Source organism: Salmonella sp. 32010601201800023SM, from assembly GCF_017572235.1.
In the GTDB taxonomy this organism is placed as follows: Bacteria; Pseudomonadota; Gammaproteobacteria; order Enterobacterales; family Enterobacteriaceae; genus Salmonella; species Salmonella enterica.
Genome location: NZ_JAGEQS010000004.1, coordinates 97,805 through 116,117 on the forward strand (window position 1 = coordinate 97,805; position 18,313 = coordinate 116,117).

Annotated in this window: 20 protein-coding genes; 4 read left to right on the forward strand and 16 right to left on the reverse strand. The window is 53.0% G+C overall.

Annotated features, from left to right (window positions below):
• The first annotated feature begins 141 nt into the window (after positions 1-141).
• Complete coding sequence (gene yfcC, locus J4617_RS13645; protein ID WP_017465987.1) at positions 142-1,662, forward strand: putative basic amino acid antiporter YfcC; 1,521 nt, start codon at positions 142-144, stop codon at positions 1,660-1,662.
• 48 nt (positions 1,663-1,710) lie between these two features.
• On the opposite strand, the gene J4617_RS13650 is transcribed toward yfcC, so the two are convergent.
• The 5 genes from J4617_RS13650 to J4617_RS13670 all read right to left on the reverse strand — a co-directional run bounded on the left by J4617_RS13650 (position 1,711) and on the right by J4617_RS13670 (position 5,692).
• Positions 1,711-2,664 carry a transketolase family protein gene (locus J4617_RS13650; RefSeq protein ID WP_000593024.1) on the reverse strand — a complete coding sequence of 318 codons (954 nt, stop codon included), beginning with the start codon at positions 2,662-2,664 and terminating at the stop codon, positions 1,711-1,713.
• Entirely contained in the window at positions 2,657-3,487 is an 831-nt protein-coding gene (locus J4617_RS13655) for a transketolase (RefSeq protein ID WP_001103267.1), read from the reverse strand. The genes J4617_RS13650 and J4617_RS13655 overlap by 8 nt, the downstream gene beginning before the upstream one ends.
• Complete coding sequence (locus J4617_RS13660; RefSeq protein WP_001518515.1) at positions 3,484-4,875, reverse strand: PTS ascorbate transporter subunit IIC; 1,392 nt, start codon at positions 4,873-4,875, stop codon at positions 3,484-3,486. Before J4617_RS13660 ends, J4617_RS13655 begins: the two co-directional genes overlap by 4 nt.
• A 20-nt stretch (positions 4,876-4,895) precedes the next feature.
• The gene (locus J4617_RS13665) at positions 4,896-5,168 is read right to left on the reverse strand and encodes a PTS sugar transporter subunit IIB (protein ID WP_000699818.1); all 273 of its coding nucleotides are present in this window, start codon (positions 5,166-5,168) and stop codon (positions 4,896-4,898) included.
• Positions 5,169-5,248: 80 nt separating this feature from the next.
• A complete protein-coding gene (locus J4617_RS13670; RefSeq protein WP_000901813.1) occupies positions 5,249-5,692 on the reverse strand; it encodes a PTS sugar transporter subunit IIA in 444 nt (147 codons plus the stop codon).
• Between the two features lie 252 nt (positions 5,693-5,944).
• On the opposite strand from J4617_RS13670, the gene J4617_RS13675 reads away from it, so the two are divergent.
• Positions 5,945-6,964 (forward strand): LacI family DNA-binding transcriptional regulator, encoded by a 1,020-nt coding sequence (locus J4617_RS13675; RefSeq protein WP_000026949.1) that lies wholly within the window; start codon positions 5,945-5,947, stop codon positions 6,962-6,964.
• 5 nt (positions 6,965-6,969) lie between these two features.
• Here the strand turns inward: J4617_RS13675 and yfcD are convergent, their stop codons facing one another.
• From yfcD to yfcF, 3 genes are read right to left on the reverse strand one after another with little or no spacing between them, the layout of a single operon-like run.
• Positions 6,970-7,524 (reverse strand): NUDIX hydrolase YfcD, encoded by a 555-nt coding sequence (gene yfcD / locus J4617_RS13680; RefSeq protein ID WP_000230215.1) that lies wholly within the window; start codon positions 7,522-7,524, stop codon positions 6,970-6,972.
• Positions 7,525-7,580: 56 nt separating this feature from the next.
• Complete coding sequence (gene yfcE / locus J4617_RS13685; RefSeq protein ID WP_000772458.1) at positions 7,581-8,132, reverse strand: phosphodiesterase; 552 nt, start codon at positions 8,130-8,132, stop codon at positions 7,581-7,583.
• 55 nt (positions 8,133-8,187) lie between these two features.
• A complete protein-coding gene (gene yfcF, locus J4617_RS13690) occupies positions 8,188-8,832 on the reverse strand; it encodes a glutathione transferase (RefSeq protein WP_000043012.1) in 645 nt (214 codons plus the stop codon).
• 142 nt (positions 8,833-8,974) lie between these two features.
• Here yfcF and yfcG point away from each other — a divergent pair, with 142 nt between their 5' ends.
• Positions 8,975-9,622 (forward strand): GSH-dependent disulfide bond oxidoreductase, encoded by a 648-nt coding sequence (gene yfcG / locus J4617_RS13695; protein ID WP_000566563.1) that lies wholly within the window; start codon positions 8,975-8,977, stop codon positions 9,620-9,622.
• Between the two features lie 125 nt (positions 9,623-9,747).
• Positions 9,748-10,641 carry a TIGR01777 family oxidoreductase gene (locus J4617_RS13700; RefSeq protein WP_001166274.1) on the forward strand — a complete coding sequence of 298 codons (894 nt, stop codon included), beginning with the start codon at positions 9,748-9,750 and terminating at the stop codon, positions 10,639-10,641.
• A gap of 51 nt (positions 10,642-10,692) precedes the next feature.
• On the opposite strand, the gene hisP is transcribed toward J4617_RS13700, so the two are convergent.
• The 8 genes from hisP to J4617_RS13740 form a co-directional block, all read right to left on the reverse strand.
• The gene (gene hisP / locus J4617_RS13705; protein WP_001293591.1) at positions 10,693-11,466 is read right to left on the reverse strand and encodes a histidine ABC transporter ATP-binding protein HisP; all 774 of its coding nucleotides are present in this window, start codon (positions 11,464-11,466) and stop codon (positions 10,693-10,695) included.
• Positions 11,467-11,479: 13 nt separating this feature from the next.
• Entirely contained in the window at positions 11,480-12,187 is a 708-nt protein-coding gene (gene hisM / locus J4617_RS13710) for a histidine ABC transporter permease HisM (RefSeq protein WP_000569771.1), read from the reverse strand.
• Positions 12,184-12,870: a histidine ABC transporter permease HisQ gene (locus J4617_RS13715; RefSeq protein ID WP_000965498.1), complete on the reverse strand. Its 687-nt coding sequence runs from the start codon at positions 12,868-12,870 to the stop codon at positions 12,184-12,186. The genes hisM and J4617_RS13715 overlap by 4 nt, the downstream gene beginning before the upstream one ends.
• A gap of 181 nt (positions 12,871-13,051) precedes the next feature.
• Positions 13,052-13,834, reverse strand: coding sequence for a histidine ABC transporter substrate-binding protein HisJ (gene hisJ / locus J4617_RS13720; protein ID WP_000731868.1), 783 nt, complete (start codon positions 13,832-13,834; stop codon positions 13,052-13,054).
• A gap of 237 nt (positions 13,835-14,071) precedes the next feature.
• Positions 14,072-14,854: a lysine/arginine/ornithine ABC transporter substrate-binding protein ArgT gene (gene argT, locus J4617_RS13725; RefSeq protein ID WP_000754422.1), complete on the reverse strand. Its 783-nt coding sequence runs from the start codon at positions 14,852-14,854 to the stop codon at positions 14,072-14,074.
• A gap of 288 nt (positions 14,855-15,142) precedes the next feature.
• Positions 15,143-15,712 carry a UbiX family flavin prenyltransferase gene (locus tag J4617_RS13730; RefSeq protein WP_000825682.1) on the reverse strand — a complete coding sequence of 190 codons (570 nt, stop codon included), beginning with the start codon at positions 15,710-15,712 and terminating at the stop codon, positions 15,143-15,145.
• A 26-nt stretch (positions 15,713-15,738) separates the two neighbouring features.
• On the reverse strand, positions 15,739-17,145 hold the full coding sequence (locus J4617_RS13735) for an amino acid permease (RefSeq protein WP_000380346.1): 1,407 nt from the start codon (positions 17,143-17,145) through the stop codon (positions 15,739-15,741).
• Between the two features lie 63 nt (positions 17,146-17,208).
• On the reverse strand, positions 17,209-18,312 hold the full coding sequence (locus J4617_RS13740) for an alanine/ornithine racemase family PLP-dependent enzyme (RefSeq protein WP_000281907.1): 1,104 nt from the start codon (positions 18,310-18,312) through the stop codon (positions 17,209-17,211).
• Position 18,313 lies beyond the last annotated feature (1 nt).

Sequence of the window (18,313 nt, forward strand, 5' to 3'; positions counted from 1 at the left end):
AGACGCGTTAGCATCGCCATCCGGCATTCTGCTATTTACCCTGCAAAGCGGAATTTTTTGCTTAACTGCGCTGCATCAATGAATAACTATTCCCTTCTTCTCATACTTAGCCTCTTTGCTTTGCAACAGGGATAGTCTGTCATGTCTGTCGTTACAGAATCAAAAACAGCCAGAAAATGGGCAATGCCCGATACGCTGGTCATCATCTTTTTTGTCGCCATTTTAACCAGTATCGCCACCTGGGTCGTCCCCGTTGGGATGTTTGATAGCCAGGAAGTGCAGTATCAGGTCGATGGTCAGACAAAAACCCGCAAAGTCGTCGACCCGCACTCTTTTCGCATTGTGACCAACGAGGCCGGGGAAGCGCAGTATCATCGCGTACAATTTTTCACTACCGGCGATGAAAGACCAGGGCTGATGAATTTTCCGTTTGAAGGGTTAACATCCGGATCGAAATTCGGCACTGCCGTCGGCATCATTATGTTTATGTTGGTGATTGGCGGCGCATTCGGCATCGTGATGCGTACCGGCACCGTGGATAACGGCATTCTGGCGCTTATTCGCCACACGCGGGGCAACGAAGTCCTGTTTATTCCGGTGCTATTTGTCCTCTTTTCGTTAGGGGGCGCCGTATTTGGCATGGGCGAAGAGGCGGTCGCCTTTGCAATTATCATAGCCCCGCTGATGGTCAGGCTGGGCTATGACAGCATTACCACCGTCCTGGTGACCTATATCGCCACCCAAATTGGCTTTGCCAGTTCGTGGATGAACCCGTTTTGCGTAGTCGTCGCCCAGGGGATTGCCGGCGTGCCGGTACTTTCCGGCTCCGGGCTGCGTATTGTGGTCTGGATTGTCGCCACGCTGATTGGGCTGGTTTTTACGCTGGTCTACGCCTCACGCGTGAAAAAGAATCCGCTGCTTTCCCGCGTCCACGAATCCGATCGCTATTTCCGCGAACAGCAGGATGAAGTCGTCCAGCGCCCTTTCACCTTCGGCGACTGGCTGGTACTGCTGGTCCTGACCGGCGTAATGATTTGGGTCGTCTGGGGCGTGATTGTCCACGCCTGGTTTATTCCGGAGATCGCCAGTCAGTTTTTCACCATGGGCGTGGTGATCGGCCTCATCGGCGTTATCTTCCGCCTCAACGGTATGACGGTCAACGTGATGGCGTCCTCATTCACCGAAGGGGCGAGGATGATGATCGCGCCCGCCTTGCTGGTGGGTTTTGCCAAAGGCATTCTGCTGCTGGTCGGCAACGGCGAAGCCGGGGAACCCAGCGTGCTCAATACGCTGCTTAACAGTATCGCGCATGGCATCCGCGGGCTTAATAATGCTATCGCCGCCTGGTTTATGCTGCTCTTCCAGGCGGTATTTAATTTCTTTGTCACGTCCGGTTCGGGCCAGGCGGCGTTAACCATGCCATTACTGGCGCCGCTCGGCGATCTGGTCGGCGTTAACCGTCAGGTGACTGTTCTGGCCTTCCAGTTTGGCGATGGCTTCAGCCATATTATCTATCCGACATCGGCCTCGCTGATGGCCACGCTGGGCGTGTGCCGGGTCGATTTTCGCAACTGGCTGAAAGTGGGGGCGTCGCTGCTGGGACTACTGTTTATTATGTCCAGCGTGGTCGTCATTGGCGCGCAGATGATGGGATATCATTGATCCAAAATGCCGGATGAGCATCAGCGCCATCCGGCAATATCTCCATGATTAAAGCAGTGATTTCGCGGCTTCTACAATCGCTTCGGCGGTGAGTCCGTACTCTTTTTGTAAGAAATCCTGCGTTCCTACCTGCCCATAACGCTCTTTGACGCCAACACGGCGCATCGGCACCGGACAGTTTTCCACCAGCACTTCCGCCACCGCTGACCCCAGTCCATTATGGATGCTGTGGTTTTCACACGTGACGATACGCCGCGTTTTTTCCGCGTAGTTTTTCACCAACATGCGATCGATAGGCTTTAAGGTGAACATATCAATGACCGCGGCGCTCACACCTTCCTGCTCCAGTTGGCGCGCCGCCTCCAGCGCCTCCGCCACCATAATGCCGTTGGCGATAAGCGTAATATCATCGCCCTCGCGCAGTACGTTGCCCTTGCCAATGGTAAAGGTAGAGCCTGGCGCATAGATACTCCGCGCCTGCTTACGGATGGTACGCAGCCAGTAAAAACCGTCCAGGTCCATTAGCTGGCGTAAAATATCCGCGAACATCACCGCATCCGTCACCTCCAGTACTACGGAGTGCGCCAGCCCGCGAACAATCCCCATATCTTCAAAAGACATATGGGTGCCGCCGTTATGGCACGCCGTCACTCCGGCATCGGAGGCGATCACTTTGACGTTGTTACGCTGATAATCCAGCGCCATGAAGAGCTGATCAAAACAGCGACGGCTGGCAAAAGCGGTAAAAGTATGCACAAACGGTTTGCGACCGGTCAGCGCCAGCCCCGCCGCAGTGCCAATCACATTCGCCTCCATAATACCGCAGTTAATGACATGCTGCGGGTAGTCACGCGCCACGCTGTCCATCGCCATTGAGCTCATTAAATCAGCCTCAAGCGCAATAATTGGGCTTCCGGCCTCAATCTGCCCGGCGACAAAACCGGCGTAAACTTTGCGCATTTCGATATCGTCTTTAAGCCCTGCGGGCGCAAGCTTAATCATGCATGACCTCCAGTTGATGAATGGCCTCATTGAGCGTCTGCTTCATGCCATCCGTCAGGCGTAAGTGGTGAGAATTCGTTAACTGCTCCAGGCATGGCACCCCCTGCCCTTTAATGCTGTCAAGGATCACTACCCGTGGCCGGGCATCGGCGGGCGGCACAGGCTGAACCACCGCCAGTAGTCCGGCGATATCATCGCCTTTGACGGTGACGACATCGAAACCAAACGCGCGGAATTTCCCTTCCAGATCGAACGGATTGATAATCTCCTCCAGCTCGCCGTCAAGCTGCTGTTTGTTCCAGTCAATGAAAACGGTCAGATTATTCAGGCGGTGGTGGGCAATAAACTGAAACGCCTCCCAGCACTGCCCTTCATTCAGCTCCCCATCGCCGACAATGCAAAATACCCGATTGGGTCGCCGCGCCAGTTTATGCGACAACGCCATACCGCCCGCAATAGAGATGCCCTGTCCCAGTGAGCCGGTCGTGGCGTCCACGCCGCGCGTTTTTAGCCGATCCGGATGGCTGGGCAGACGGGTGCCGTTCTGGTTAAGCGTATTCAGCTCTTCGCGCGGGAAATAGCCTTTAATCGCCAGGGTACTGTACAACGCGGGGCCCGCATGGCCTTTCGACAGCACGAAGTAATCGCGCTCCGGCCAGTCCGGGTCGGCAGGGTCGATTTTCATCACCGCGCCGTACAGAACCGCCAGAGTTTCCACTACCGACATGCTGCCGCCATAGTGACCAAAGCCAAGATGGTTTAAGGATTTGAGCGTGGCGACGCGAATGTCGCGCGCCAGTTGGGTGATTTCGGTTACGTTCATTCTTTCGCTCCGCTATTTTCCTGCACTTCAGCATTCGCTTTTTTGTTTTTAGCCAACACGTTGTACGCCACCAGTAGCGCGAATAGCGCCACCACCAGCCCCGTGATAGCCATCGGCGACAGATAACGCGCCAGGTTGCCCAGCAAAATACCAATTACGCCAAAGTCAGCATCCGAGAACGTGGTATTGGCGAAGCCGATCGCGCCGAGAACCGGCAGTAACAGCACTGGCAGGAAAGTGATTAATAGACCATTAGCAAATGCGCCGATCATCGCCCCGCGGCGACCGCCGGTGGCATTGCCAAAGACGCCTGCGGTCGCGCCGGTAAAGAAGTGCGGCACAACGCCTGGCAGGATTAACACAAGCTTCATCTGTCCAAGCAGGAACAGCCCCACCAGCCCGCCGAGAAAACTGAACAGGAAGCCAATCAGTACCGCGTTAGGGGCATAGGGATACACCACCGGGCAGTCCAGCGCCGGACGCGCGTTTGGCACCAGTTTTTCTGAAAAGCCGGTAAAGGCCGGAACAATTTCCGCCAGAATCAGACGGACGCCTTGCAGAATGATGAATACGCCGGCGGCGAAGGTGATTGCCATGATGATGGCGTACACCAGATAGTTTTGCCCGCCGCTAAACGTCGCTTCGACATACTCACGCCCTGCGCTGACTGCCATGATCAGATAGATAATCATCATGGTCAGCGAAATCGAGATAGAACTGTCGCGTAAAAAACTGAGGTTTTTCGGCAGGTTCATCTCTTCCGTGGAGCGGGAGCCTTTACCACACAGGCTGCCAATCCAGCCGGAAAGCACATATCCCAGGGTACCGAAGTGACCAAACGCAATGTCATCGGTACCGGTAATCCGCCTCATATAACGTTGAGCCAAGGCCGGGAAGAAGGCCATCACCAGCCCCAGGATCAGCGATCCGGTGAAGACCAGCCCTACGCCCTCAAACCCCGCCACGGTCAGGATTACGCCAATCATACAGGCCATGTAAAAGGTGTGATGCCCGGTCAAAAAGATATATTTAAGACGCGTAAAGCGTGCCACGACAATATTGGCCACCATACCAAATGCCATAATTAACGCCGTGGACGCGCCATATTTTTCCAGCGCGATTGAGACTATCGCTTCATTATTAGGAATAATGCCCTGAATATTAAAAGCGTGTTCAAACATACCCCCTAGCGGGTTTAATGAACCCACCAGTACGGTTGCGCCACCGCCAAGCACAATAAAACCTAAAATGGTTTTAATCGTGCCTTTTACCACATCGGAAAACGCTTTTTTCTGCGCCACCAGACCAATAAGCGCAATTAACCCTACAAGCACCGAGGGTACTTTTAAAATATCAACAACAAAATTCAGCGTTTCAAGGATAAACATATCCACCTCGCCAGCAATAATTATTGTTTAGCGAACCATGCGCGCAGCTGCGTTTCCAGTTCGTTGATGTCGATGATGTTATTGATCACCACCAGTTGGCTTTCCGGTACGCTGGCGCTGGCCGCAATATCTTTGGCCATTACAAAAAGATCGGCGGCCCCGGGTGTGGCCGATGAGAGATCGGAGTGTTCCACCTCGGCGTCAATATTGAGTTTCTTTAATACTTTTTTAATGTTCATTTCTACCATAAAACTACTACCCAGGCCGGAACCGCAAATTGCCATGATTTTCATTATTGTCACCTTTTAAAAGTAGAGTTGGTCTGCATCACGCACGGGCGTAATGTTATTTACCGCAAGAAAATGGAATAAAATCAGAAACGGTCAATAATCGTTTTAATGTCCTCCAGGTTTTTTGCCTGATGTAATTTTTCCATATCTACATCACTGGAAAATAATTCCGCCAGCGCCGATATCATTTCGATATGACTGTGCTTATCAGGCGCCGCCAGCATAATAATGATGTCAACCGGATCAAATTCGTCTGCGCCAAATGAAACGCCGCGCTGTAGTTTCAGTAACGATAAACCTAACCCTTTCGCCCCCTCTTCCGGCCTCGCATGCGGCATCGCTAACCCTGGCGCTAATACATAATACGGTCCAAGCTTTTGGTGCTGCTGAACAATCGCCGTAAGGTATTCCGGTGCGATAACACCTGCGTCCAGCAGGGGTTTGCCGCAAATTTCCAGCGCCTGCGGCCACGTTTCCACGCTCTCCTGTAGCGTGATGGTTGCGTCAGATAACCAGGTTCCCAGCATGTTATTCGCCCCCACGGTGTATGAAATTATGAACAAACTTTATTCAAGCCATTCGATATTAGCTGCGATCGTTATCACAAAGATAGCGCTACCAGCGACTATTACTCAGAATTGTGATAGCGCTATCAAATTAAAATCATGGTGTGAAATCACAGCAAAAAAGCGGATTTAAGGCGTATACTGCCAGTCATGCGAAGCAAAGAACGACAATAAAAAAGCATCTCAACATGTTGTAATGACGCAGGAATTTGTATGTCGATACCCCGTAAACGGCGCAGTACCGGTAAAGTGACTATCGCCGATGTAGCCCAACTTGCCGGTGTAGGCACGATGACCGTATCACGAGCCTTACGCACGCCGGAACAGGTCTCTGATAAACTCCGGGAGAAAATCGAAGCGGCAGTGCATGAGCTGGGCTATATGCCCAATCTCGCCGCCAGCGCGCTGGCGTCTGCCTCCTCGCACACCATCGCGATGGTCGTACCGAACCTTGCGGAAGCGGGGTGTTCTGAAATGTTCGCCGGGCTGCAACAAATTTTACAGCCCGCAGGCTACCAGATAATGCTGGCGGAATCGCAGCATCGCGTGGAACAAGAGGAGAAGCTGCTCGAAACGCTGCTGGCCTCCAACATTGCCGCGGCGATTCTGCTTAGCGTCGAACATAGCACTACTGTGCGCCAGTGGCTGAAAAATGCCTCTATCCCGGTGATGGAGATGGGCGCGATTCGCAGCGATCCTATTGATATGAATATCGGTATTGATAACGTTGCGGCAATGTATGAGCTGACGGAAATGCTGATTCAGCGCGGTTATCAGAATATCGGGCTGCTATGCGCCAATCAGGAGCAGTGGATTTTTCAGCAACATCTGCACGGCTGGTACAAAGCGATGCTTCGCCACCATATGTCGCCAAACCGGGTGATTAATGCCGCCTTGCCGCCCAATTTTTCTACCGGCGCGTCTCAACTGCCGGAGTTTTTACTGGCGTGGCCGGAGCTGGACGCGCTGGTATGCGTATCGGATGAGCTGGCCTGCGGCGCGTTATACGAGTGCCAACGACGGCGGATCAAAGTTCCGGACGATTTAGCGGTGGTCGGGTTTGGCGATAGCGATGTCAGCCGGGTCTGCCAGCCGCCGTTAACCACCATGGCCGTACCGCACCGTAAGATTGGCAGTGAAGCCGGACGGGCGCTGTTGGAAAGGTTAAATCAGGGAAACTGGAGCGATCGGAAATCCATCGCCTCCAGTTTATGTATGCGGGAAAGCTGCTAAAACGCTTATTCCGTCTCTTCCGGTTTCTCCTGGAGCGCGGCTTCGTTTTTGGCGTTGCGGGTCATCCACAGCGCCAGCGCTTTGAGCGAATCTGGCGTAAACTCATCACAGCGCGCGGTGATCTCCTCCGGAGTCAGCCAACACACTTCGCTGACTTCATCTTCCTGAAGCGCGAAAGGCCCGTGGGAAACGCAGCTAAACAGCGCGCCCCAAACCCGGCAATGTTGGTCTTCAAAGTAAAACAGACCGTGTTCGGCAAACGGCACGCCTGCAATACCCAACTCTTCTTCCGCTTCGCGGCGGGCAGATTCCAGTAGCTGCTCATCAGCCTGGACCACGCCGCCTGCGGTAGCATCTAACATACCGGGCAAAAAATCTTTTGTTTCGGTACGACGCTGCACCAGAATTTTACCCATACCATCATGAACGACGATATACGTCGCACGATGCCGTAAGCGTTGCGCACGCATCTGTTCCCGGCTGGACTGTGCAATGACTTCATTGTCTTCATTCACAATATCCACCCATTCCGTACTTGCCAAACGACGCTGTTCCACCATCAGGAAACCTTCTTATTTCTGGCGCTCTTACGGCGCATTTACGTTTGTGAGGTAAATTACGAGTTAATTGCAACCTGCGCAATGATACTTTGATCATTGAGTGCGATTACGCTCAACACATTATCATCCAGAATACCGTAGCTTGCCGCATACCCGCCTTTCGGGATGCTCACTGACCCAGGATTAAAGTGATACAGTCCTTCCTGCTGTTGCGCCACCGGCAGATGCGTATGACCATAGACCAACACATCGCCAGTATGCAGAGCGGGCAGATTCGTCGGCCCGAAGAGGTGCCCATGCGTTAAAAATAGCCGCCTCTCTTGCGTCAATATTTGCTGCCACGGCGCAGTTATCGGGAAATGCAGCAGCATCTGATCCACTTCGCTATCGCAGTTGCCGCGCACGGCAATGATTTGCGTCGCCACCGCGTTCAGGCGTTCGGCGACCTGGGCGGGCGCATAGCCTTCAGGCAGCGCATTTCGCGGCCCGTGGTTAAGGACATCGCCTAATATCACCAGCCAACGCGCGCCGCTTTGCGCGAACCGCTCAAGCACGCGTTCCGTGGCGGGTAAAGAACCATGAATGTCCGATGCGAACATCAGTTTCATCGCTCACTCCTCGTTGTGAAAAACGGCGTTATGATACTGGAATATGAATAGATTTTCAGCCTGAACGCTTCGAGGAAAGCGCAATAAAACGCTGTACGGAAGCACGCTGCCACTGGAATGTCGCATATGCCGCCAGCGATGTCGGCACGTCATCGCCATGCAGCGCCAGACGATTGATCATCAATGCCAGATCGGTATCGGCAATGCACCATTCACCAAATAAATTTTGCGTCCCCTGCCCCAATAGCGCTTCAGCCGTCGCAAACAGTTTTGCCGCGCTGGCTTTTCCAGCCTCGCTTAACGGCGCTTTTTTCGCCCCGGCAAACACCACGTCGGTAGGCCGTTCTTCGCGAAGCGGCAGTAAATCGCTGCGTAGCCACGCCTGAATCTGTCGCGCGCGGGCGCGTTTTTGTAAATCGTGCGGGTAGATACGCTCCCACTGCGGCGGCGCGAAACGCTCCTCCAGGTATTCCGCAATAGCGGACGACTCGCTCAGCTCAAAATTGTCGGCCTCAAGCACCGGTACGCGCTGCGTCAGCGCATATCCTCGCCAGCCAGGTTGCAGATGTTCTCCCTGGTCCAGATCGCGAGTTTTCAGAGTAAAGGAAAGCCCTTTTTCTTGTAATGCCACCCAGGCGGACAAGACGTAGGGAGAGAAAAAGTTCGCATCCGACCACAGCACAATAACAGGCTTACTCATAATGTCCTCTTGAGGGCGTATTAGGTTTCTTCCCAAAATATAGCGTCTTTCGCCTGCTGTCACCTGATGAAAACTCACACACATCAGGAGGCTTTCTATACTTAATTCAGCCCAGACTCTTTACGCACATGCAGGAGCCAAAATGATTGACCTTTACTACGCCCCCACGCCCAACGGGCATAAAATAACGCTGTTTCTGGAAGAGGCGGAGCTGGCGTATCGTTTGCTAAAAGTAGATATCAGCAAGGGCAATCAGTTTCGCCCTGATTTTTTGGCTATCTCTCCCAATAATAAAATTCCTGCCATCGTCGATCACGCCCCGGCAGACGGCGGTCAACCGCTTAGTCTTTTTGAATCCGGCGAAATTCTTCTCTACCTGGCGGAAAAAAGCGGCAAACTGCTTAGCGGGGAGCTGCGTGAACGCCATACCACGCTGCAATGGCTGTTCTGGCAGGTCGGCGGGTTAGGGCCGATGCTGGGCCAGAATCATCACTTTAACCACTTTGCGCCGCAGGCCATCCCCTATGCAATTGAACGCTATCAGGTTGAAACGCAACGCTTATACAACGTCCTGAATAAACGCCTGGAAACCTCCCCGTGGCTGGGCGGCGACCACTACAGTATTGCGGATATCGCCAGTTGGCCGTGGGTTAACGCACATCAACGTCAGCGAATCGATCTTGATACCTACCCGGCGGTGTATAACTGGTTTGAACGCATTCGCACGCGTCCTGCGACAGCGCGCGCACTGTTACAAGCACAACTGCACTGTAACAGTACGAAAGCGTAACGCGGTAGCATACATCATGTATGATGTAGAGGTGTATACACGGAAAAAACCTGCGTCCGGCACCCTTATTCGTATTAAAAACCTGACATTAGGGAAGAGGAAATCCTCCCTACTCTGGAGGTCATATGCAGATTCTGATTACCGGCGGTACAGGCCTGATAGGGCGTCATCTCATTCCCCGGCTGTTAACACTGGGGCATCAGGTGACGGTCGTTACGCGCAATCCCGATAACGCGCGTCAGATTCTCGATTCCAGAGTGACATTATGGAAAGGGCTGGCGGAACGTGAGCACCTCAATGAGATTGATGCCATCATCAATCTGGCGGGCGAACCGATTGCCGACAAGCGCTGGACCTCGCAACAAAAAGAACGGTTGTGCCAAAGCCGCTGGGCTATCACGCAAAAGTTGGTGGATTTAATTCATGCCAGCGCAACGCCGCCCTCGGTGTTGATATCCGGCTCCGCCACGGGCTATTACGGCGATCTGGGTGACGTTGTCGTCACTGAAGACGAACCGCCGCACAACGAATTTACGCATAAACTTTGCGCCCGCTGGGAACAGATTGCCTGTCGTGCGCAGAGCGACCAGACCCGCGTCTGCCTGCTGCGTACCGGCGTTGTCCTGGCGCCGCAAGGCGGGATTTTGGGGAAAATGGTTCCGCCGTTTCGCCTCGGACTCGGCGGTCCGGTGGGTAATGGTCGACAATATCTGGCCTGGATTCACATCGACGATATGGTCAACGGCATTCTGTGGCTGCTGGATAACGATCTTCGCGGTCCCTTCAATATGGTCTCGCCGTATCCCGTCCATAATGAGCATTTTGCTCATGCGCTGGGTCGCGCGCTGCGTCGTCCGGCGATTATTCGCATTCCGGCGACGGCAATTCGCTTATTGATGGGCGAGTCGTCAGTGCTGGTGCTGGGCGGACAGCGGGCGCTGCCAAAACGGCTTGAAGCCGCCGGATTCGCATTTCGCTGGTATGATTTAGAAGAGGCGCTGGCGGATGTGATTCGCTAGTTCCCAAAGCGCCGTATCCTGCCCGGTAAGCGATGCGCCGCCGGGCTTCTTTTATTTCAGCGAGCCTTTCAGGAATTGCTGTAAACGCGGGCTTTGCGGATTACCGAACACCTGCTCCGGATCGCCCTCTTCTTCAATTTTCCCCTGATGCAGAAAAATAACGTGCGAAGAGACATGGCGGGCGAAGCCCATTTCATGCGTGACCACCACCATCGTTTTGCCTTCTTCCGCCAGTTGTTGCATGATGCGCAACACTTCGCCGACCAGTTCAGGATCGAGCGCCGATGTGGGTTCATCGAACAGTAAAACGTCAGGTTCCATCGCCAGCGCGCGCGCAATAGAAACGCGCTGCTGTTGGCCACCGGAGAGATGGACGGGATATTTGCCCTGAGCGCGCTCATCAATCCCCACCTTCGCCAGATATTTCAACGCCCGCTCGCGCGCGTCGTGCTTGCTTAATCCCAGTACCTGAATCGGCGCTTCCATCACATTTTCCAGCACCGTCATGTGGCTCCAGAGGTTAAAGTGCTGAAACACCATCGTCAGGCGGGTACGCAACAAGCGTAGCTGATTTTTATCCGCCACTTTGAGCTGCCCGTCTTTGTCGCGCACCAGATTAATGTTCTGACCGTTCACGATAATCGCGCCTTCGCTCGGTTTTTCGAGGAAGTTAATACAGCGCAAAAAAGTGCTTTTACCGGAGCCGGACGAGCCGATGATGCTAATCACATCTCCGGCGCGGGCCTGCAGCGATACCCCTTTCAGCACTTCATGACCGCCGTAGCGTTTGTGCAAATCGATAACGTGTAATTTATTTTCTGACATCATGTTACTCGAATTATTTAGAGGACACGTGCTGCAACCAGCGTCTTTCCGCCCGACGGAACAGGCTTATCAGGACATACGAAATGAGTAAATACAACACGGCGGCAATGCCAAACGCGGTAAACGGCTGGTAAGTCGCTGAGTTAATATCGCGGGCGATTTTCAACAAATCCGGCACCGTCGCGGTAAACGCCAGCGCCGTAGAGTGCAGCATTAAAATCACTTCGTTGCTGTAGGCAGGCAAGGCGATGCGTAATGCCGACGGCAAAATAATGCAGCGATACATTTTAAATGACGAGAAGCCATAGGCCCGTGCCGCTTCAATTTCACCGTGCGGCACCGAGCGAATCGCCCCGGCGAAAATCTCCGTGGTATACGCGCAGGTATTCAGCGTCAGCGCCAGTACGGTACAGTTTAGTCCGCTGCGGAAAAACGCGTTAAGAAGATCGGTGCCTTTGACTATCTCCAGCGTATACATCCCCGAATAGAACACCAGTAGCTGTACGTACAGCGGCGTGCCGCGAAAAATATACGTAAACAGCCAGATGGGAAAACGGATGAATTTATTACTGGAAACGCGGCCTACCGCCAGAATCACCGCCAGAAGACCGCCCATCACCACCGATGAAATTAACAGCCACAGCGTAATCGCCACGCCGGTAAAACGATAGCCATCCGTCCAAAGCAGGGATTTCCAGTACTCCTGAATGATCTCAATCACAAATCGGCCCTCTTCACGCCCACGGAATAGCGACGCTCAAGTAAGAGCAGCACACCATTGGAAACGGTGGTAAATACCAGGTAGATAAGTCCACAGACCACGGCAAAATAGAAAGGCTCCCAGGTACTTTTACCGGCAAGCTGCGTGGCTTTGACGACATCTTCCAGGCCCAGCAGCGACACCAGCGCCGTCGCTTTGAGTATCACCTGCCAGTTATTGCCGATCCCCGGCAGGGCGTAACGCATCATCGCCGGGAACATAATCCGCCGGAAGGTTTGCCCGTGGGTAAAACCAAAGGCCGTCGCCGCCTCGATATGGCCTTTCGGCACCGCCATAAACGCGCCGCGAAAGGTTTCGGTAAAATAGGCGCCGTAGATGAAACCAAGGGTGATAATACCGGCCACCATCGGATCAATATCTATCTGGTCGATACCCAGCGAATCGGTCACCACGTTAAGCGCGATTTGCAATCCGTAAAATATCAGCAGCATTAAGACCAGATCCGGCACCCCGCGAATCAGGGTGGTGTATCCTTCAAAAATAAGCCCCGTTACCCGGTTTTGCGAAAGCTTCGCCCCCGCGCCGACGAGACCGATAAGCACGGCCAGCACCACGGAACTGAGCGCCAGTTCCAGCGTGACGATCGCGCCCTGTAAAATTACGCCTGAAAACCCGTACAACATGCAGCCTGTCCTGTTGTGTGTGGTGAAGTAAGAAGCCTCTTTTGCATTTTTGCCTCACATCACGCCGGATGGCGGCTGTGCCTTGCCCGGCCTACGATGCTCCGTAGGCCGGGCAAGGCACAGCGCCATCAGGCAATGCAGACAGTCAACATTCTTTGGGCTTTATCTGCACCGACGGTGATTAACCGCCATAAACATCAAAATCAAAGTACTTTTTCGCCAGCTTTTCGTAAGTACCGTCAGCACGCATTTCAGCAAAGGCTTTGTTCAGCGCTTCGCGCAGCTCGTTATCTTCTTTGCGCAGCCCCATACCGGTTCCTACGCCGAATAACTTCTCATCTTTCACCGCCGGGCCGCCGAATTTATAGTCTTTTCCGACGGGCTGTTTAAGGAAACCTTCGCTGGCCGCGACCTCGTCCTGGAACGCCGCATCAATACGGCCAGCCGTCAGATCGGAATAAATGTTGTCCTGCCCCTGGTAAGAGACGATCTCAATCCCTTTCGGCGCCCAGTGCTCATTGCCGAAGGTCTCCTGCGTCGTCCCCTGTAGCACGCCGACGCGCTTACCTTTCAGCGACGCGACGGTCGGCTGAATATCAGAGTTCTTCGCCACCACCAGACGGGAATCAGCGGCGTAAAGCTTGTCGGTAAACGCGATTTCCTGCTGGCGCTTTTCAGTGATGGACAGCGAGGACATGATGGCATCAATTTTCTTCGCTTTTAAAGACGGAATCAGCGCATCCAGCGGGTTTTCCACGAACGTACACTGTGTGTTGATACGTTTGCACAGCTCTTTGGCCAGATCGATATCAAAGCCGACCAATTCACCTTGTGCATTTTTGGATTCAAACGGTGCGTATGTAGGATCGGTACCGATACGAATCTTTTGTGGAATAGCGGCAAATGCTGCAGTAGCGCTGGAAAATGCCAGCACCAGAGAAAGGGATAACGCCAGTTTTTTCATAACTATCCTCAACAGACTGTCTTTCCAGGAGATCTTTACAGATCCGATGCGACTATCGTGCCATTAATCAGGCCGACAAGGCAAAGCATTCTACCTTGTCAGCCGGTTTATTTTGCATAAAAATCGATTAAGTATGCATTTATGCGCCTGTTCCGCAACGGCTTATGCACCAAAAAGGTGCAAAACATCTATTTTGCACCGTGATAGTTCCCCAGCGCGGCGCGTTATCCCCTTCCCTCAATCGCCGTAGACATTAAAATCGAAGTACTTTTTGGCCATTTTGTCGTAAGTTCCGTCCTGGCGCAGTTCGATCAGCGCTTTATCAAACGCGGCTTTTAGCTCGGTATCGTCTTTGCGCAGCCCAACCCCCGTCCCGTCGCCAAAATATTTTTTATCCTTCACGGAAGGACCGGCAAACGCATACTCCTTGCCCGCTGGCTGCTTCAGGAAACCTTCGCTGGCGGCGACTTCATCCTGCAATGCAGCATCCAGGCGACCGGCGGTTAAATCGGAATAGATAAGATCCTGGTTGGCATAAGCCACCACATCCACACCTTTAGTGCGCCAGTTATCATTGGCGTAAGCCTCTTGCGTGGACCCTTGCAGCACGCCGACATGCTTGCCTTTCAGCGATTCCAGCGTCGGCTGAATGGGAGACCCTTTTGCCGCAATCAGGCGTGAATCCGCCGCGTAAAGTTTGTCGGAAAACGCAATTTCTTGCTGGCGTTTATCGGTGATAGAGAGCGATGAAATAATGGCATCAATTTTTTTCGCTTTTAGTGAGGGAATAAGCGCATCAAAGTCGCTGGCGACCCAGGTACATTTCACCTGCATACGCTTACACATTTCATTACCGAGATCGATATCAAAGCCAATAAACTCGCCTTTGGCATCTTTTGATGAGAAAGGCGCGTAGGTGGTATCTGTTCCAATACGAACCGTTTGCGGGAGCGCGGCGTAACTGGCCGCCGTCGCGCCCAGACCTATCAGCAAAGACAAAGCGAGAACGGTCTTCTTCATACATACCCCTCAAGTGGCGTCATTTTCTTATGTTTTACGTGGCGTTGTGTGTTTGCAGACTTTTTCATGCAGGTCTTATGCCATTTTCACGTCAGCAAAACGATTCGACGTTAAATTTGTTAATAAAACGTTGCAATATTGTCCTGATGTTGAAGATAGCAGGTATGACGGTTGAACCGCAGCGTTTCGGCGGCTTTTAACGAATTAAATGTTGAGGATATGATCGCGGTTACAAAATTGCCCTGAAACAGGGCAACAGGGACAATAATGCACGCTAAACAGACAACGCTATGCGCCCTGCCAGCGAACAAAAAGATCGTGCGGAAGGGGGATATCAAACTGATCCAAAACTCGGTTAACCGTTTGATTTATAACATCATCTAACGTCTGAGGAAGGTGATAAAAAGCCGGAACCGGCGGCATAATCACCGCGCCTATCTCAGCGGCCTGGGTCATTAAACGCAAATGCCCGATATGCAGCGGCGTTTCGCGCACACACAGCACCAGAGGTCGCCGCTCTTTTAATATCACATCCGCCGCGCGGGTAAGCAGTCCGTCAGTATAACTGTGGACAATCCCCGACAGCGTTTTAATCGAACAAGGCAGGATAACCATTCCCGCCGTCGGGTAAGAGCCGGAGGAAATGCTGGCGGCAATGTCGCGCGCATCGTGCGTCACATCGGCCAGCGCCTGCACCTCGCGCAGCGAAAAATGGGTCTCCAGCGCCAGCGTTTGCCGGGCCGCCTGGCTCATCACCAGATGCGTTTCCACGCTATCGACATCGCGCAAAATTTGTAATAAGCGCACGCCATAAATCGCTCCGCTGGCGCCGCTAATTCCTACAATGAGTCGTTTCATGTTCTCTTACCGTTTACGAGTGCCGTTCATCCCACTGTGTTACGTAATCGGCTCAAAGTGGGTCTGAAGAGATACCATGACAAAAGAATCCCTATCATAAAAGCCAGCTCAACCAACATTATCACTACCCCCTGCTCACTAAACCAGGTGCCGACCATAATGGCAAAATTGGTGATAATGACAAATCGGGCCGTCCAGGGGAAAAGCGGCGATCGATAGCGTAGCAAATCGCTGGCGTACGTTCCATTACGCACCGATTGTCGGAAACGATACTGGCACCATCCGATGGTTATCCATGCCAGGCAACCCACCTGCCCGGTACTGGCGATCAGATATAAATAAAATTGCTGTGCGGGAATATAGCGGGTCAGCAACGACACCAACGCCAGCAAGGCCGTGATTAAAATAGCATACACCGGCACGCCGCCGCCGTTCGTTTTACCAAAGCAGGCTGGCGCAAAGCGATCGCCCGCCATAGACCACAGCATACGCGAACTGGCGTAAATGGCCGAGTTAGCGGCAGAAACCGCGGCGGAAAAGATCACCAGCGTCATCAGCGTATCCGCCCCCGGAATGCCCGCGTGGGAGAATACCCATACAAAGGGACTTTGTCCATTTGGCGTCAGTTCATGCGGATAGACCAGCGCCAGCACCGCAATCGCCAGGCCGTAAAACAAAATGATTCTGAGACCGATCCCCAGGATCACTTTCGGTAAAATAATGTGCGGCGATTCGGTCTCCCCTGCCGCATTTCCTACCAGTTCCACCCCCTGGAAGGAGTAAATCACGATCGTCATACAGACCACAATTTGCTCCCAACCGTGTGGAAACCACATTCCGTCTGTTTTTAACGTCGGGTGCCAGTCACTATGGCCCATTAGCGAGTAGATCATGACCCCGCCCGCGCAGATAAACAGCACGATCGCGAAAACCTTAATGGCCGAAAGCCAGTATTCGCATTCGCCAAAACTTTTTGCGGAGGTGAGATTGATGGCCGTCAGGATGAGCAGAATCGCCAGGCAGAACATATATACCGGAACCGCGGGGAAAAACTGGTGAGCAATAAACCCTGCGGCAGTGAGGTCGGCCGCCAGGGAAAAGACCCAGCTAAACCAGTAAAGCCAGCCAATGGTATAGCTCCAGCAAGGTGACGGCATAAACATCAGCGCGTAATGTTGAAATGAACCGGAGTGAGGAAAGGCGCATGATAATTCGCCAAGACACATCATCGTCGCCAGCATAATGCTTCCGGCAAACAGATAGGCCAGTAAGGTTCCCGCCGGCCCGACGCTGCTTAACGGTTCGGCAATGCCGATAAATAAGCCGGTGCCAATCGTGCCGCCCAGCGACATCATCAGCAGATGCCGCTTCTTCAGGTTACGCCGCAGACCGCCTTCGGGCTCTGCTGGCGGTGGTTGTTGCAGGGTATCCATCGTTACTCCCTGTCTTTCGTGAGGTCAAAGATGCCGCCGCGACATAGCCGCGGCGGTTATGCGTTAACGCGTAAACCTCCAGGCGACGCCTTTGGTCTGGCAGGCCATTAACAGGCCCGTATAATCCAGCTCAAAGCGAACCACATCGCCTACTTTTAGCGACTGACGACAATCTTCAATATCCACCAGCGTATGATCGCTGGTTTGTCCTAAGATAGTGATAGCGTCGTCGCATGGCACACAGTTATCCGACGGCACATCCTGGCGACCAAACGCCAGCAATGCGCGTCGGCGTATGCCACGATCGACAAAGGTTTTACTTTGCAAAAAGGCATCGACGCCCAGCTCCCCGACCGGGACGGTCGGTTTACTGTTCAGTTCGATGATTTCCGCTTCCAGGATATACATATCGGAACAGGCTTTATCGACCGGTTTTGCGGAGTGGTGAAATTCATTCAGGTATTTCATGTCCACATATTCAATGCCGAATTCATGCAGTCCGCCGATGCGCAGATGATTCAGCCCCTGCGGCCAGATACCTTTATCCAGCAGGTGATAGCTGGTGCAGTTTCCCGCAGAAAGCCGCCGGACAGGAATACCGCTGTCAGCTTCCAGCCGGGCGGCCAGCGCCAGAAAATCCTCGCCATTTTTTACCGTTGGCAACACGGTGCCGTAACAATTAAAGTTGGTGCCCAGTCCATATAATTCCAGACCGGGCAGACCAGTAATCAGAGTCACGGTCTCAAGAATGCGTTGATATTCACCAAACCAGATACCCTCGCGTAAATCGCCCATATCCACCATCAGTAATACCTGATGCGTTTTCCCCTGGCGTTGGGCTTCTTGCGATAATGCCCGTAATACCACCGGCTCGCTATTTAAACTAATATCCGCGTAGCGCACCACATCTTCGATTTCACTCAGACACGGACTGCGTAACAGGCAGGTCGTACATCCTGTCTCGCGTATTTTTTTCAAATTATAGGTTCGTGATTCAGCGATAACGGTAATTCCGCCGTTGAACACCGCCTGCGCGGTTTCCACGCAGCCGTCAAAAACTTTATTGACAGCCATCACGTCAATACCGCTGCTTGCCAGCAGAGCTTTTTCCGTGCGGGCGTTTTCTTCCAGCTTGCGTAGATTTATTTCCAGAACTGGCATATACATT

Coding starts and splice junctions, on each gene's coding strand:
- yfcG (WP_000566563.1), top strand. CDS start 8,975: ATGATTGACCTTTACTACGCCCCCACGCCCAACGGGCATAAAATAACG.
- yfcE (WP_000772458.1), bottom strand. CDS start 8,132: ATGAAACTGATGTTCGCATCGGACATTCATGGTTCTTTACCCGCCACG.
- J4617_RS13660 (WP_001518515.1), bottom strand. CDS start 4,875: ATGTTTATCCTTGAAACGCTGAATTTTGTTGTTGATATTTTAAAAGTA.
- J4617_RS13655 (WP_001103267.1), bottom strand. CDS start 3,487: ATGAACGTAACCGAAATCACCCAACTGGCGCGCGACATTCGCGTCGCC.
- J4617_RS13735 (WP_000380346.1), bottom strand. CDS start 17,145: ATGGATACCCTGCAACAACCACCGCCAGCAGAGCCCGAAGGCGGTCTG.
- J4617_RS13700 (WP_001166274.1), top strand. CDS start 9,748: ATGCAGATTCTGATTACCGGCGGTACAGGCCTGATAGGGCGTCATCTC.
- J4617_RS13715 (WP_000965498.1), bottom strand. CDS start 12,870: ATGTTGTACGGGTTTTCAGGCGTAATTTTACAGGGCGCGATCGTCACG.
- argT (WP_000754422.1), bottom strand. CDS start 14,854: ATGAAGAAGACCGTTCTCGCTTTGTCTTTGCTGATAGGTCTGGGCGCG.
- J4617_RS13675 (WP_000026949.1), top strand. CDS start 5,945: ATGTCGATACCCCGTAAACGGCGCAGTACCGGTAAAGTGACTATCGCC.
- yfcF (WP_000043012.1), bottom strand. CDS start 8,832: ATGAGTAAGCCTGTTATTGTGCTGTGGTCGGATGCGAACTTTTTCTCT.
- yfcC (WP_017465987.1), top strand. CDS start 142: ATGTCTGTCGTTACAGAATCAAAAACAGCCAGAAAATGGGCAATGCCC.
- J4617_RS13665 (WP_000699818.1), bottom strand. CDS start 5,168: ATGAAAATCATGGCAATTTGCGGTTCCGGCCTGGGTAGTAGTTTTATG.
- J4617_RS13670 (WP_000901813.1), bottom strand. CDS start 5,692: ATGCTGGGAACCTGGTTATCTGACGCAACCATCACGCTACAGGAGAGC.
- hisJ (WP_000731868.1), bottom strand. CDS start 13,834: ATGAAAAAACTGGCGTTATCCCTTTCTCTGGTGCTGGCATTTTCCAGC.
- hisP (WP_001293591.1), bottom strand. CDS start 11,466: ATGTCAGAAAATAAATTACACGTTATCGATTTGCACAAACGCTACGGC.
- yfcD (WP_000230215.1), bottom strand. CDS start 7,524: ATGGTGGAACAGCGTCGTTTGGCAAGTACGGAATGGGTGGATATTGTG.
- J4617_RS13740 (WP_000281907.1), bottom strand. CDS start 18,312: ATGTATATGCCAGTTCTGGAAATAAATCTACGCAAGCTGGAAGAAAAC.
- J4617_RS13650 (WP_000593024.1), bottom strand. CDS start 2,664: ATGATTAAGCTTGCGCCCGCAGGGCTTAAAGACGATATCGAAATGCGC.
- J4617_RS13730 (WP_000825682.1), bottom strand. CDS start 15,712: ATGAAACGACTCATTGTAGGAATTAGCGGCGCCAGCGGAGCGATTTAT.